Source organism: Geodermatophilus sp. SYSU D00965 (assembly GCF_054050075.1).
The window spans coordinates 44,874-57,885 of the sequence record NZ_JBJGYQ010000002.1; the positions used below are offsets into that span (position 1 = coordinate 44,874).

General features: G+C 76.5%; 15 protein-coding genes. 13 read left to right on the top strand and 2 right to left on the bottom strand.

The annotated features are described in order from the left end of the window. The first annotated feature begins 36 nt into the window (after positions 1-36). The 4 genes from ACI789_RS01895 to ACI789_RS01910 all read left to right on the top strand — a co-directional run bounded on the left by ACI789_RS01895 (position 37) and on the right by ACI789_RS01910 (position 2,166). Positions 37-510: an ArsI/CadI family heavy metal resistance metalloenzyme gene (locus ACI789_RS01895; RefSeq protein WP_457006448.1), complete on the top strand. Its 474-nt coding sequence runs from the start codon at positions 37-39 to the stop codon at positions 508-510. A 38-nt stretch (positions 511-548) separates the two neighbouring features. After that, entirely contained in the window at positions 549-1,493 is a 945-nt protein-coding gene (locus ACI789_RS01900) for a hypothetical protein (RefSeq protein WP_457006449.1), read from the top strand. 75 nt (positions 1,494-1,568) lie between these two features. Then, positions 1,569-1,901 carry a hypothetical protein gene (locus tag ACI789_RS01905; protein WP_457006450.1) on the top strand — a complete coding sequence of 111 codons (333 nt, stop codon included), beginning with the start codon at positions 1,569-1,571 and terminating at the stop codon, positions 1,899-1,901. Between the two features lie 28 nt (positions 1,902-1,929). Further along, positions 1,930-2,166 carry a hypothetical protein gene (locus ACI789_RS01910; protein ID WP_457006451.1) on the top strand — a complete coding sequence of 79 codons (237 nt, stop codon included), beginning with the start codon at positions 1,930-1,932 and terminating at the stop codon, positions 2,164-2,166. On the opposite strand, the gene ACI789_RS01915 is transcribed toward ACI789_RS01910, so the two are convergent. Continuing rightward, the gene (locus tag ACI789_RS01915) at positions 2,163-3,125 is read right to left on the bottom strand and encodes a LysR family transcriptional regulator (RefSeq protein ID WP_457006452.1); all 963 of its coding nucleotides are present in this window, start codon (positions 3,123-3,125) and stop codon (positions 2,163-2,165) included. The two genes, ACI789_RS01910 and ACI789_RS01915, sit on opposite strands and share 4 nt — an antisense overlap. A 118-nt stretch (positions 3,126-3,243) precedes the next feature. Between ACI789_RS01915 and ACI789_RS01920 the strand changes: the two genes are divergently transcribed. The 6 genes from ACI789_RS01920 to ACI789_RS01945 all read left to right on the top strand — a co-directional run bounded on the left by ACI789_RS01920 (position 3,244) and on the right by ACI789_RS01945 (position 10,151). Beyond that, positions 3,244-4,140 carry an FAD binding domain-containing protein gene (locus tag ACI789_RS01920; RefSeq protein ID WP_457006454.1) on the top strand — a complete coding sequence of 299 codons (897 nt, stop codon included), beginning with the start codon at positions 3,244-3,246 and terminating at the stop codon, positions 4,138-4,140. A gap of 2 nt (positions 4,141-4,142) precedes the next feature. After that, positions 4,143-4,655 carry a (2Fe-2S)-binding protein gene (locus ACI789_RS01925; protein WP_457006455.1) on the top strand — a complete coding sequence of 171 codons (513 nt, stop codon included), beginning with the start codon at positions 4,143-4,145 and terminating at the stop codon, positions 4,653-4,655. Continuing rightward, entirely contained in the window at positions 4,652-7,066 is a 2,415-nt protein-coding gene (locus ACI789_RS01930; protein ID WP_457006456.1) for an aerobic carbon-monoxide dehydrogenase large subunit, read from the top strand. The genes ACI789_RS01925 and ACI789_RS01930 overlap by 4 nt, the downstream gene beginning before the upstream one ends. Before the next feature lie 89 nt (positions 7,067-7,155). Beyond that, positions 7,156-8,052, top strand: a complete 897-nt coding sequence (locus ACI789_RS01935; RefSeq protein WP_457006457.1) for an XdhC family protein — start codon at positions 7,156-7,158, stop codon at positions 8,050-8,052. Then, the gene (locus ACI789_RS01940; RefSeq protein ID WP_457006458.1) at positions 8,039-8,977 is read left to right on the top strand and encodes an AAA family ATPase; all 939 of its coding nucleotides are present in this window, start codon (positions 8,039-8,041) and stop codon (positions 8,975-8,977) included. The genes ACI789_RS01935 and ACI789_RS01940 overlap by 14 nt, the downstream gene beginning before the upstream one ends. Beyond that, positions 8,970-10,151, top strand: a complete 1,182-nt coding sequence (locus ACI789_RS01945; RefSeq protein ID WP_457006459.1) for a vWA domain-containing protein — start codon at positions 8,970-8,972, stop codon at positions 10,149-10,151. Before ACI789_RS01940 ends, ACI789_RS01945 begins: the two co-directional genes overlap by 8 nt. Positions 10,152-10,212: 61 nt before the next feature. Here the strand turns inward: ACI789_RS01945 and ACI789_RS01950 are convergent, their stop codons facing one another. Beyond that, on the bottom strand, positions 10,213-10,737 hold the full coding sequence (locus ACI789_RS01950; protein WP_456919929.1) for a DinB family protein: 525 nt from the start codon (positions 10,735-10,737) through the stop codon (positions 10,213-10,215). A 91-nt stretch (positions 10,738-10,828) separates the two neighbouring features. On the opposite strand from ACI789_RS01950, the gene ACI789_RS01955 reads away from it, so the two are divergent. The 3 genes from ACI789_RS01955 to ACI789_RS01965 all read left to right on the top strand — a co-directional run bounded on the left by ACI789_RS01955 (position 10,829) and on the right by ACI789_RS01965 (position 12,929). Beyond that, complete coding sequence (locus tag ACI789_RS01955; RefSeq protein ID WP_457006460.1) at positions 10,829-11,800, top strand: helix-turn-helix transcriptional regulator; 972 nt, start codon at positions 10,829-10,831, stop codon at positions 11,798-11,800. A 40-nt stretch (positions 11,801-11,840) separates the two neighbouring features. Next, complete coding sequence (locus ACI789_RS01960) at positions 11,841-12,047, top strand: hypothetical protein (protein WP_456919927.1); 207 nt, start codon at positions 11,841-11,843, stop codon at positions 12,045-12,047. Between the two features lie 75 nt (positions 12,048-12,122). Then, positions 12,123-12,929: an SDR family oxidoreductase gene (locus ACI789_RS01965; protein WP_457006461.1), complete on the top strand. Its 807-nt coding sequence runs from the start codon at positions 12,123-12,125 to the stop codon at positions 12,927-12,929. Positions 12,930-13,012: the final 83 nt, after the last annotated feature.

Below are 13,012 nucleotides of genomic sequence, written 5' to 3' on the forward strand. Positions count from 1 at the left end.
CGACGGACGTCGATGCCTCGTCCCGGAGGAGGCCCCGTGTCCCGTATCCAGCTCGCTCTGCGCGTCGCCGACCTCGACGCCGCCGTCGACTTCTACGCCCGGCTCTTCGACGCCGCCCCGGCCAAGCGCCGCCCCGGCTACGCCAACTTCGCCATCGCCGAGCCCCCGCTCAAGCTGGTCCTGCTCGAGGGCGCCGCCGGCGAGCCGACCCGCATGGACCACCTCGGCGTCGAGGTCGCCTCGACCGCGGAGGTCTCGGCGGCCACCGCGCGGCTGGCCGAGTCCGGCCTGGCCACCCGCGTCGAGGACCAGACGGCCTGCTGCTACGCCGTCCAGGACAAGGTCTGGGTCACCGGCCCCGGCGGCGAGCCGTGGGAGGTCTACACCGTCACCGGCGACCACCGGCCCGACCTCGAGGGCCGGACCGAGCGGGAGCTCGCCGTCGTCGGCGGCGACGACAGCTGCTGCGTCCCCGGCGAGGACGGGAGCTGCGTGGCGACCTGCTGCTGAGGCGCGACGCGCGGCGGGTCCGTGGCAGGGTCGGCGACGTGGAACTCGACGAGGTCGCCGACGAGCTCTACGAGGTGCCGCCCGAGGAGTTCACCGCCCTGCGCAAGCAGCGCCAGGACGACGCCCGGTCCGCCGGCGACCGGGCGCTGGCCAAGGAGATCGGCGCCCTCCCCAAGCCGTCGCAGGCCGCCTGGGTGGCCAACCTGCTCGTGCGGGCGCACCGGGAGGAGATCGAGTCGCTGGTCGAGCTCGGCGGCCTGCTCCGCGAGGCGCAGGAGAACCTCGCCGGCGACCAGCTCAAGGCGCTCAACCGCCAGCGCGCCCAGCTGCTCTCCGCCCTGGTCCGGCAGGCCGCGGCCCTCGCCCGCGACCAGGGCCACCGGGTCAGCAGTTCCATCGAGGTCCAGGTCGAGGAGACCCTGCGCGCCGCGATGGCCGACCCCGAGGCGGGGGAGGCGCTGCTCACCGGGCGGCTGGTCTCACCGATGTCCTACAGCGGGATGGGGACGACGGGCGTCCGGCCGGCCCTGCGGCTGGTGCCCCCGCCCCGCGCCGACCGGGCGGAGCGGGCCGCGCGCCCCCGCGGGAGCGACGCCGCGGAGCACCGGCGGCAGCGCGAGGAGGAGGCCCGGCGGCGCGAGGAGGAGGCCCGCCGGGCGGAGGAGGAGCGGCGCCGGCGCGAGCTGGAGGAGGCCCACCGGGCGGCGGAGGAGGCCACTGCGGTGGCCGCGGAGACCCGCGCCGCGGCGGAGGAGGAGCGGCGGCGGGTCGACGACCTCGACGCCCGGCGCGCGGACCTGCAGGCGCGCGTCGAGGAGCTCGCCGACGAGCTCGCCCGCGCCGAGCGGGAGGCCGCCGAGACCGCCGAGGAGCTCAAGCGGGCCGAGCGGCACCGCCGCACCGCCGAGCGCCAGGCCACCGAGGCCGCCGCCGTCCGGGACGACGCGGTCGCCCGCGTCGCCGAGCTGGAGGCCCGCGGCTGAGCCGCCCTTGCCCGGGCCAGGCGCCGGGTCGAGACTGCGCGCACCCCGCCCCGACCCCGAGACACGGAGGCCGCCGTGAGCCAGCCCGAGGAACCCCTGACCGAGGACACCGCACCGGACTCCTCCCGCAGCGGCGCCGACGTCGCCGACGCCATCCGGGTGGCCGAGGCGGGCAGCTCGGTGCAGGAGGTGCACGACCGTCCGGCGGATACGTCCCCGCGCGAGGCGCCGGTCGAGCGCAGCGCGGGCGACCCGGAGATGACCGAGGGGCAGGTCGTCCTCGGCGAGGGGACCGCCGGCGGGGACACCGGCTCCGGGCCGGCCGCCCCGGAGGGGGTCTCGGGCGGCGCGCAGTCGGTCCAGGGCGGCCGCGCCTCGGACCGGGTCGCGGCCGATCCAGAGGCCTGAGCCCCGGCGCCGTCCGTAGGGTGGCCGCGTGGGCGAGTGGGCGCTGGTCCTGGAGGTCGGAGCGGCGCTGGTCCTCGTCCCGGCCGGCTGGGCCTGGCTGGGCGCGCGGGCCCGCCGCCGCGGGATCGGCGGCTCGGTGATGGCGCCGCTCGAGGAGGTCTGGGACCCGGTCGCGCACCGCACCTCCGTCGAGGTCCAGGTGCTGGCCGAGCGCGCCGCACCGGCGCCGGCGCCCGGCGACCCGCCGCTCGGCGATCGCCGTTAGCTCTCCTGGCTCCACAGCTCGACCCGCACGGTGGGCCGCGCCCGGTCGCGCCGGGCCGGCCCGGCCAGCAGCGCGCTGGTGGCGTCCGGCGTGGTGAGGAACCGCTGCAGCGCGGTCGCGGCCGCCGTCGCCCGGCCCTCGCCGGGCACCCCGGCCCACCACATCCCGGTCACCGGCGTGCCCTCGACGGCCAGCCGCACCAGCCGCCCGGCCCGCAGGTCGGCCCGCACCGCGTGGGCGAGGGCCAGCACCACGCCGCCGCCGTCCCGGACGGCGTCGAGCGCGTCGGCCTCGCTGGGCAGCCGCTGCAGCAGCCCGGTCTGCCCGGCCCCCTCGGCCCACCGGTGCTCCTCGGTGCCCGGCTCGATGCCGGCCGGGCCGGCCAGCCAGGTCTGCCGGCGCAGCTCGGCCGCACCGACCCGGGAGCGGCCGGCCAGCGGGTGGCCCGGCGCGGCGACCACCACGCGCTGGTAGCGCAGGAACGGCACCGCGTCGATGGCCTGCCCGGGCGCCGGCACCGGCCGGACCCCGAGCACGATGTCGGCCTCGTCCTCGGCCAGGGCCGCCGCGGTGCGGGCGGACGGACCGACGCCGAGGTCGACCTCCGCACGCGGCACCCGGCGGGTGAAGGCGGCCACCAGCGGGCCGGCCACGTGCTCGGCACAGGCGGCGGTCGCCAGCGCGCGCACGCTGCCCGACGTCGAGGACTGGGCCACCTCCCGGCGGGTGCGGTCGGCCAGCCGGACCAGCTCCCGCGCCCGGACGGCGAGCGCCCGCCCGCCCGCGGTGAGCTCGATGCCGCCGCCGGCCCGGTGGAAGAGGGGGTCGCCGAGGTCGCTCCGCAGGGCCGCGACCGCCGCCGAGACCGCGGGCTCGCTCACCCCCAGTGCGGCCGCGGCGGCGCGCAGCGACCCGAGCTCCGCCACGAGCGCGAAGGCCCGGAGCTGGGTGAACGTCATGGTCGGCCGCCGTCCTAAGCGATCGGTTATCGCGATCTTGACAGCGTTGTGGCGCAGGTCACAAGCTCCCTCGCCACCAGGGGTCCCAGCGGCGGATCCCCTCCGGGGAGGAGCGCCCGTGCAGGTACCGGCCCCCTTCGACTACGTGCGGGCGACCAGCGTCGCCGACGCCCTGGAGCTGCTCGAGCGCCACGGCCCCGAGTCCCGGGTCGTCGCCGGCGGGCACAGCCTGCTGCCGATGATGAAGCTGCGCCTGGCCCGGCCCGAGTGGCTGGTCGACATCAACGACCTCACCGAGCTCGACCACGTCACCCGCGACGGCGACTGGCTGCGGGTGGGCGCGCTCACCCGGCACGCCACGCTGCTGGCCTCGCCGCTGGTCGGGGAGCTGTTCCCGATCGTGCACGACGCCGAGCGGGTCATCGCCGACCCCGTCGTCCGCAACCGCGGCACGATCGGCGGCTCCCTCGGCCAGGCCGACCCGGCCGAGGACCTCACCACCGTGTGCGACGTGCTGCGGGCCCAGGTGGTCATCGCCGGCCGCGGCGGCGAGCGGGTCATCGGCATCGAGGACCTCCACCGCGGCCCCTACGAGACCGCCTGCGAGCAGACCGAGCTGATCACCGAGCTGCGGTTCCCGATCCGCCCGCGCGCGGGCAGCGCCTACGAGAAGGTCGAGCGCCGGGTGGGCGACTGGGCGGTCGCCGCCGCCGGCGCCCAGCTCGTGCTCGGCGAGGACGGCACGATCGCCGACGCCACCATCGGGCTGACCGCGCTGGGGCTCGAGGGCTGTGCCACCGACGCCGCCGCGGTGCTGCTCGGCGTGCACCCCAGCGACGACGTCTTCGCCGAGGCCGCGCGGCTGGCGGCGGCGGCCAGCGCCCCGGTCGAGGACCAGCGCGGCCCGGTCGACTACAAGCGCCACCTCGCCGACGAGCTCACCCGCCGGGTGCTGCGCCGGGCCGCCGAACGCGCCGGTGCCGGCGCGCTGACCACCGCCGTCCAGGGAGGCTGACGATGCAGGTCACGATGACCGTCAACGGGACCGAGGTCACCCGGGACGTCGAGCCCCGGCTGCTGCTCGTGCACTTCCTCCGCGAGACGCTCGGGCTCACCGGCACGCACTGGGGCTGCGACACCAGCAACTGCGGCACGTGCGTGGTGCTGGTCGACGGCGTCCCGGTCAAGTCGTGCACCGCGCTGGCGGCGATGACCGACGGGCACGAGGTGCGCACCGTCGAGGGCCTGGCCGACGGCGCGACCCTGGACCCGGTGCAGCAGGGCTTCATGGAGGAGCACGGCCTGCAGTGCGGCTTCTGCACGCCCGGGATGATGCTGACCGCCCGCGCGCTGCTCGACCGGGAGCCCGACCCCGACGAGGAGACCATCCGCGAGGCCATCTCCGGCCAGATCTGCCGGTGCACCGGTTACGCGACGATCGTCCGCTCGATCCGCTGGGCCGCCCAGCACCGGGACGGGGACGGCTCCGGCGCCGTCCCGACGCAGCGCGGCGAGGAGGTGCCGGCATGACGACGGTGCAGGAGCGCTCGGCGCTGCCGCAGGAGCGCGAGCCGAACCCGGCGATGACCGCGGCCGACCGGCCCATCGGCTACGGCCGGGTGCAGCGCAAGGAGGACCCGCGCTTCATCCGCGGCCGTGGCCGCTACCTCGACGACATCGTGCTGCCGGGGATGCTGCACGGCGCGATCCTGCGCTCCCCGCTGGCGCACGCCCGGGTCGTCTCCATCGACACCACCGAGGCGCTGGCCCACCCGAAGGTGCACGCGGTGGTCACCGGTCGCGACCTCGAGGGGATGAACCTGGCCTGGGCGCCGACGCTGTCCTCCGACGTCCAGGCGGTGCTGGCCACCGACAAGGTGCGGTTCCAGGGGCAGGAGGTCGCCTTCGTCGTCGCCGAGGACCGCTACTCCGCCCGCGACGCCCTCGAGCTGATCGACGTCGAGTACGAGGAGCTGCAGCCGCTCGTCGACGCCCGCCGCGCCCTGGACCCCGACGCCCCGGTCATCCGCGACGACCTCGAGGGCCGCACCGACAACCACGTCTTCGACTGGGAGGCCGGTGACCGCGCCGCGACCGACGCGGTGTTCGCCTCGGCCGAGGTCGTGGTCAGCCAGGAGGTCGTCTACCCGCGGGTGCACCCGGCGCCGATGGAGACCTGCGGGGCGATCGCCGACTACGACCCGGTCGACGGGAAGCTGACGCTGTACGAGACCAGCCAGGCCCCGCACGCGCACCGCACCCTGTTCGCGATGGTCGCCGGCATCCCCGAGCACAAGATCCGGGTCGTGTCGCCCGACATCGGCGGCGGCTTCGGCAACAAGGTCGGGATCTACCCCGGCTACATCCTCGCCGTCGTCGGGTCGATCGTGACCGGCCGGCCGGTGAAGTGGGTCGAGGACCGCTCCGAGAACCTCATGAGCACCTCGTTCGCCCGCGACTACATCATGCGCGGGGAGGTCGCCGCGACGCGGGACGGGAAGATCCTCGCCGTCCGCACGAACGTGCTGGCCGACCACGGGGCGTTCAACGCCACCGCGCAGCCGACGAAGTACCCGGCCGGGTTCTTCTCCATCTTCACCGGCAGCTACGACCTGCAGGCCGCGCACTGCTCGGTCACCGGCGTCTACACGAACAAGGCGCCGGGCGGGGTCGCCTACGCCTGCTCGTTCCGGGTCACCGAGGCGGTCTACCTGGTCGAGCGGATGGTCGACGTCCTCGCCGCCGAACTGGAGATCGACCCGGTGGAGCTGCGGCTGCGCAACTTCATCAAGCCCGAGCAGTTCCCGTACGCCAACAAGACCGGCTGGGTGTACGACTCCGGCGACTACGAGCCGGCCATGCGCATGGCCCTGGAGCTGGCCGGCTACGAGGAGCTGCGCCGCGAGCAGGCCGAGAAGCGGGCGCGCGGCGAGCTCATGGGCATCGGCGTCTCCTTCTTCACCGAGACCGTGGGCGCCGGCCCCCGCAAGCACATGGACATCCTGGGCCTGGGCATGGCCGACGGCGCCGAGGTGCGGGTGCACCCCACCGGCAAGGCCGTCGTCCGGCTGTCGGTGCAGACCCAGGGGCAGGGGCACGAGACGACGTTCGCCCAGATCGTCGCCGAGGAGCTGGGCATCCCGCCCGAGGACATCGAGGTCGTGCACGGCGACACCGACCAGACGCCGTTCGGGCTGGGCACCTACGGCAGCCGCTCGACGCCGGTCAGCGGGGGAGCGGTGGCCCTGGCGGCGCGGAAGGTCCGCGACAAGGCGCGGGCGATCGCCGCGGCGATGCTGGAGACCCGGCCCGAGGACCTCGAGTGGGAGAAGGGCCGTTGGTTCGTGACCGGCGACCCGGGGGTCGGGAAGACGATGACCGAGATCGCGCTCGGCGCCCACGGCACCGTCGAGCTGCCCGAGGGCGTCGACGGCAATCTCGACGCCGAGGTCACCTACGACCCGCCCAACCTCACCTTCCCGTTCGGCGCCTACGTCTGCGTGGTGGACGTCGACCCGGGCACCGGCAAGGTGCACGTCCGGACGTTCACCGCGGTGGACGACTGCGGCACCCGGATCAACCCGATGATCGTCGAGGGGCAGATCCACGGCGGCCTGGCCGACGGCGTCGGGATGGCGCTGATGGAGTTCATCGGCTTCGACGAGCAGGGCAACTGCCTGGGCGGGTCGTTCATGGACTACCTGATCCCGACCGCGATGGAGGTGCCGGACTGGGCGACCGGCTACACGGTCACGCCCTCGCCGCACCACCCGATCGGCGCGAAGGGGATCGGGGAGTCGGCCACCGTCGGGTCGCCCCCGGCGGTGGTCAACGCCGTCGTCGACGCGCTGGCCCCGTTCGGCGTCCGGCACGTGGACATGCCGTGCACCCCGGCCCGCGTGTGGGAGGCCATGCAGGGCCGGCCGACCCCACCGATCTGAGAAAGGACCCCGCTGCCCCCCACCACTCGCAAGCTCGCGGCGGGCCCCTGCAGCGGGGCCGCACCCTTCCGCCGCCCGTTGGGAGAGCCATGAACGTCACCGAGCGCGAGGCCGAGCTGGTGCGCAGCCGGGTGCCGTTCGTGCACGCCACCGTCGTGCGCGCGCAGCGGCCGGCCAGCGCGCACGCCGGTGACACCGCGCTCATCCGCTCCGACGGGGTGATCGACGGCTTCGTGGGCGGCACGTGCGCGGAGTCCTCGGTGCGCGAGTACGGGCTGATGGCGCTGTCGACCAACGAGCCGCTGCTGCTGCGGATCGTCCCCGGTGCGCGGCCCGGGGTCGCCGAGGAGGGCGCGGTCACCGTCGCCAACCCGTGCCTGTCCGGCGGCTCGGTGGAGATCTTCCTCGAGCCGCGGGTGCCGGCGCCGCGGGTGCTGGTCGTCGGGGACAGCCCGGTCGCCGAGGCGCTCGCCGCCCTCGGCGGCCCCCTCGGGTTCGCCGTCGAGCTGGTGCCGGGGGAGGACGCCGCACCGTCGGCCGACGACGCCGCCCTGGTCGTGGCCTCGCACGGCCGCGGCGAGGAGCCCGCGCTGACCGCGGCGCTGCGGCTCGGCGTGCCCTACGTCGGCCTGGTCGCCAGCCGGATCCGCGGCGCGGCGGTCCTGGCGGCGCTGGACGTGACCGACGAGCAGCGGTCCCGGGTGCGCAGCCCGGCCGGGCTGGACATCGGAGCGCGGACGGCGGCGGAGATCGCGCTGTCCGTCTGGGCGCAGGTGGTCGCCGAGCGGCGCACCGCCGAGCGCAGCGGGCCGCCGCCCGTGACCCCGGCGGCACCGGCCCGCGCCGTCGACCCCGTGTGCGGGATGGGCGTCGCCGCCGTCGACGCCGGCCCGCACGCGACCGTCGACGGAACGACGACCTGGTTCTGCGGCGAGGGCTGCCGCACCGCCTTCCTCGCCGACCCGGCCCGGTATGCCCCCGCCTGACCTGCGTCCTCCGGACGGCGCGGCGCGGGCCGGCGCCGAGGACGAGGTCCGGGAGCGGGTGCCCGACGTCGCGGCGCTGACCGCGGCGCTCGACCGCGTCGACTACCTGGCCGACCCGGGCCTGGCCACCGCGCTGTTCCTCGGCGTCCGGCTGCCTCAGCCGCTGCTGCTGGAGGGCGAGCCGGGCGTCGGCAAGACCGAGGCGGCCAAGGCCCTGGCCCGGGTGCTGGACACCCCGCTCTACCGGCTGCAGTGCTTCGAGGGCATCGACGCCGCCGAGGCGCTCTACGAGTGGAACCACCCGCGCCAGCTGCTCGGCATCCGGCTGGCCGAGGCGGCGGGGGCGCCGCTGGCCGAGGACGACCTGTTCGGCCCGGAGTACCTGCTGCGGCGCCCGCTGCTGCAGGCGATCGAGCACCCGGGGCCGCGGCCGGCGGTGCTGCTGCTCGACGAGATCGACCGCGCCGACGCGGAGTTCGAGGCGTTCACCTTCGAGGTGCTGGCCGAGGCGGCGGTGACCGTGCCGGAGCTGGGCACCATCCGGGGGGCGCACCCGCCGGTCGTCGTCCTGACGTCGAACCGCACGCGCGACCTGCACGACGCGCTCACCCGGCGCTGCCTCTACCACTGGATCGACCACCCGCCTCCGGAGACGGTCGCCGAGATCGTCCGCCGGCGGGTGCCGGGCAGCAGCGAGCCGCTGGCGGTCGCCGCCGCGGCGGCGGTGGGCCGGCTGCGGTCGCTGGACCTCGCCAAGCCGCCCGGCATCGCCGAGGTCGTCGACTGGGTCGCCGCCCTCGACGTGCTGGGGGTCGACCGCCTCGACCCGCCCGCGGTGGAGGCGACGTGGGGGTCGGTGCTCAAGAACCGCGACGACCAGGAGGTGGCCCGCCGCCGGGGCGCGGCCTGGCTGGCCGGTGCCTGACCCGCCGCCGGTCGCGCCCGGCCCGCTCGCCGTCGGGCTGACCACCGCGCTGCACCGCGCCGGGCTGCCCACCACGCCGGAGCGGGCCGCGGGACTGGCGCGGGCCCTGCAGATGGTGCCGCCGGTCGACCGCGCCGCGCTGTACTGGACCTGCCGGGTCGCGCTGGTGACCGACCGCGCCCAGCTGCCGCTGTTCGACGCGGTGTTCTCCGCCGTCTTCGACGGCCGCCTCGACCCCGCCGACAGCCGCGGGGACCCGACCGCGCCGCCGCCGGTGGGGTCCGAGCCGCGGGTGCGCCCGGCCCCGCCCGACTCCCGGCCACCGGTCGACGCACCGGCGGGCTCCGGCCTCTCGCCCCCGGGGGACGGCGCGGGCGGCGAGCGGGACGTCGTCCTGGCGACCGCCTCGCCCGAGGAGCGGCTGCGGCACACCTCCTTCGCCGACCTCACCCCCGACGAGCTGGCGGGGGTCCGCGACCTGGTCCGGCGGCTGGTGCTCAGCACGCCCGAGCGGCGCAGCCGGCGCACCCGGCCGACCCGCCACCGGGCCGACCGGCTGGACCTGCGGCGCACCGTGCGGGCCGCCCAGCGCGCCGGCGGCGACCCGGTGCGGCTGGTGCACGCCGCCCGCCGGACGCAGCCGCGGAGGCTGGTGCTGCTGTGCGACGTCTCGGGGTCGATGGAGCCCTACACCCGCGTCTACCTCTCGCTGCTGCAGGGCGCGGTGGCCGGGGCGCGGGCGGAGGCGTTCGTCTTCTCCACCCGGCTGACCCGGCTCACCCGGCAGCTCGCCGTCCGCGACCCGGACGTGGCGCTGGCCCGGGCCGGCGCCACGGACTCCGACTGGGCCGGCGGCACCCGGCTGGCCGCGGGCATCGGCGGGTTCGTCGCCACCCACGGCCGCCGGGGCCTGGCCCGCGGCGCGGTCGTCGTCGTGCTCTCCGACGGCTGGGCCACCGACGACCCGGACGACGTCGCCGAGGCGATGCGGCGGCTGCGCCGGCTGGCCGCCCGGATCGTCTGGGTCAACCCCCGCAAGGCCGCGCCCGGCTACGCCCCGCTGGTCGGGGGGATGGCCGCCGCGCTGCCGCTGTGCGACGCGTTCGTCAGCGGGCACAGCCTGGCCGCGCTGGAGGAGGTCGTCGCCGCCGTCCGCGACGACCGACCCCGATGATCATGGCGCCGGAACCGCGCCGGGTGCCGGCGGAGTGGTCGCGGCGCCATGATCACGTCGGTCAGCCCATCGTCTTCTGGCCGTCGAGGGACTCCCGCAGGATGTCGGCGTGCCCGGAGTGCTGGGCGGTCTCGGCGATGATGTGCACGAACACCCGGCGGGCCGACCGGCGGGCACCCGGCGGGAACCACGGCGCCTCGGGCAGCGGGTGCGAGGCGTCCAGGTCGGGCAGCGTGCGCACCAGGTCGTCGGTGCGGCGGGCCACCTCCTCGTAGTGGGCGAGGATCCCCTCGAGCGTCTCGTCCGGGCCCATCCGGAACTCCTCGGCCCACTTCGCCATCTGCTCGGGGTCGTCCGGGCCGGCCATGACGCCGGGGCCCTCCAGGATGAACCGGGCCCACGTCGCCTCGGTGTGCGCCACGTGCTTGACCAGCCCGCCGAGGGTCAGCTCGCTGGCCGTCGTCCGCTGCCGGGCCTGCTCGTCGGTGAGCCCCTGCACGGTGAACCGCAGGAAGTAGCGCTGCGCGGCCAGGGCCTCCAGCAGGTCGGCCCGCTCGCCGGTCAGGGTGCTCGTCGCGCTGGTCATCGTCGTCCTCCTCGTCGGTGGAACCGGTCAGGACCAACGCTAGGGAGCACAAGTGCCAGATCCTGACCTCAATGGCGGGAGGATCGGAGACGTGACCGATCCGGGCGCGCGCACGCTCCGCCTGCTCTCCCTGCTGCAGCAGCGCCGGTACTGGGCCGGCGCCGACCTCGCCGAGCGGCTGGAGGTGTCGATCCGCACGCTGCGCCGGGACGTCGACCGGCTGCGCGACCTCGGCTACCCGGTCGAGGCCCAGCGCGGGGTCGACGGCGGCTACCAGCTGGCGCCCGGTGCGGCCCTGCCACCGCTGGTGCTCGACGACGAGGAGGCGGTCGCGCTCGCCGTCGGCCTGCAGGCGGCGGCGCAGAGCGCGGTCGCGGGGACGGCGGAGTCGTCGGTGCGGGCGCTGGCCAAGGTGGTGCAGGTGATGCCGCCACGCCTGCGCCGCCGGGTGGAGGCGCTGCGCGCGGTCACCGAACCGGCGCCGTGGACGGGCACGCGCGACGTCGTCGAGCCGCTGACCCTGACCGCCGTCGCGCAGGCCTGTCGGGACACCGAGCGCCTGGCGTTCGGGTACACCGCCGCCGACGGGACGGCGACCGAGCGGGAGGTCGACCCGCACCGCCTGGTGGCGCTGGGCCGCCGCTGGTACCTCGTCGCCTACGACCTCACCCGCGGGGACTGGCGCAGCTTCCGCCTCGACCGGCTGGAGCGGCCGCGGCCCACCGGTGCGCGGTTCGCCCCGCGGCGGCTGCCGGCCGAGGACGCCGTCGCCTTCGTCCGCGCGGGGCTGGGTGCGGCGACCGGGACGCGGACGGTGGAGGCCCTGGTCGAGGCGCCGCCGGAGCGGGTGCGCCAGCGCATCGGGCGGTGGGCCACCGTCGAGGCGGACGGGCCCGGCCGCAGCCGGGTGCGGATGGAGACCGACTCGCTGGACTGGCCGGCCTTCGCCCTCGGCTCGCTCGGCGCGGAGTTCGCCGTGCTCTCCCCGCCGGACTTCGCCGACCTGCTGCGCGACTGGGCGGACCGCTTCACGCGGGCCGGAACCGTCGTACCCCCGGCCTAGCGTGCGGGTCATCAGGAGAGGCCCGCTCTCGGAGGTCACGATGACCCGCACCGTCACCAGCATCGACACCCTCGACCTGGAGATCGCCGTCGCCTACATCGCGCTGGGGGTGGCCCGCAGCGCCCGGGCGCACTGCCCGTCCGGGGAGAACGACCGGCGCGTGGCCGAGGCGGTGGCCGCGGTCGACGCGCTGCTCGACGAGCGCCTCGACGCCGCCGGGGTGCAGCCCCTCGACGCCGCGGCCTGAGGACGGCCCGCCTGCCGGGGCGCGCCGCGAGCGCACGGCCCTGCGGCGTCCGGTGGCGCGCCCTAGCGTCGGCCCATGACCCAGACCTCGCCCCGCATCGCGCTCGTGACCGGCTCGGACTCCGGCATCGGGAAGGCGACCGCCGTCGCCCTCGCCGAGTCCGGCTGCGACGTCGGGATCACCTGGCACCGCGACCGCGACGGGGCGGAGGCCACCGCCGAGGAGGTCCGCGGGCTGGGTCGGCGGGCCGAGGTCCGGCAGCTGGACCTCACCCGGCTGCCGGAGGCCGCGGACGTCGTCGACGACCTGGCCGAGGCCCTCGGCGGCGTCGACGTCCTGGTCAACGACGCCGGCACCGGCCACATGAGCACGATCCTCGACACCGACTTCGCCACCTGGCGGGAGGTGCTGGCCACCGACCTCGACGGCGCCTTCCTCTGCCTGCAGAAGGCGGCGCGGCGCATGGTCGCCGCGGGCCGCGGCGGCCGGATCGTCAACATCACCAGCGTCCACGAGCACCAGCCGCGGGTCGGCGCGGCCGCCTACTGCGCGGCCAAGGGCGGCCTGGGGCTGCTCACCCGGGTCGCGGCGATCGAGTTGGCCGAGCACGGCATCACGGTGAACGCCGTCGCCCCCGGTGAGATCGCCACGCCGATGACCGGCCAGGAGGACGAGGACCCGACCGCGCCCGGGCACGAGCGCCCCGGCGTCCCGCTGCGCCGTCCCGGGGACGCCCGCGAGGTCGCCGCGGTCGTGGCCTTCCTCGCCTCCCCGGCGGCCACCTACGTCACCGGCGCGTCCTGGCCGGTGGACGGCGGGATGCTGCAGATGGGCCCGATGGCGGGCTCCCACCTGACCTCGGACGACTGGCGCCGCCCGTGACGCGGATCCGGACCCTCCGGGGCCACATCACGGTTCTGTTGCAGTGCCGCGCGTGACCTCGGCCACAACCTTAGCGCTGAGGT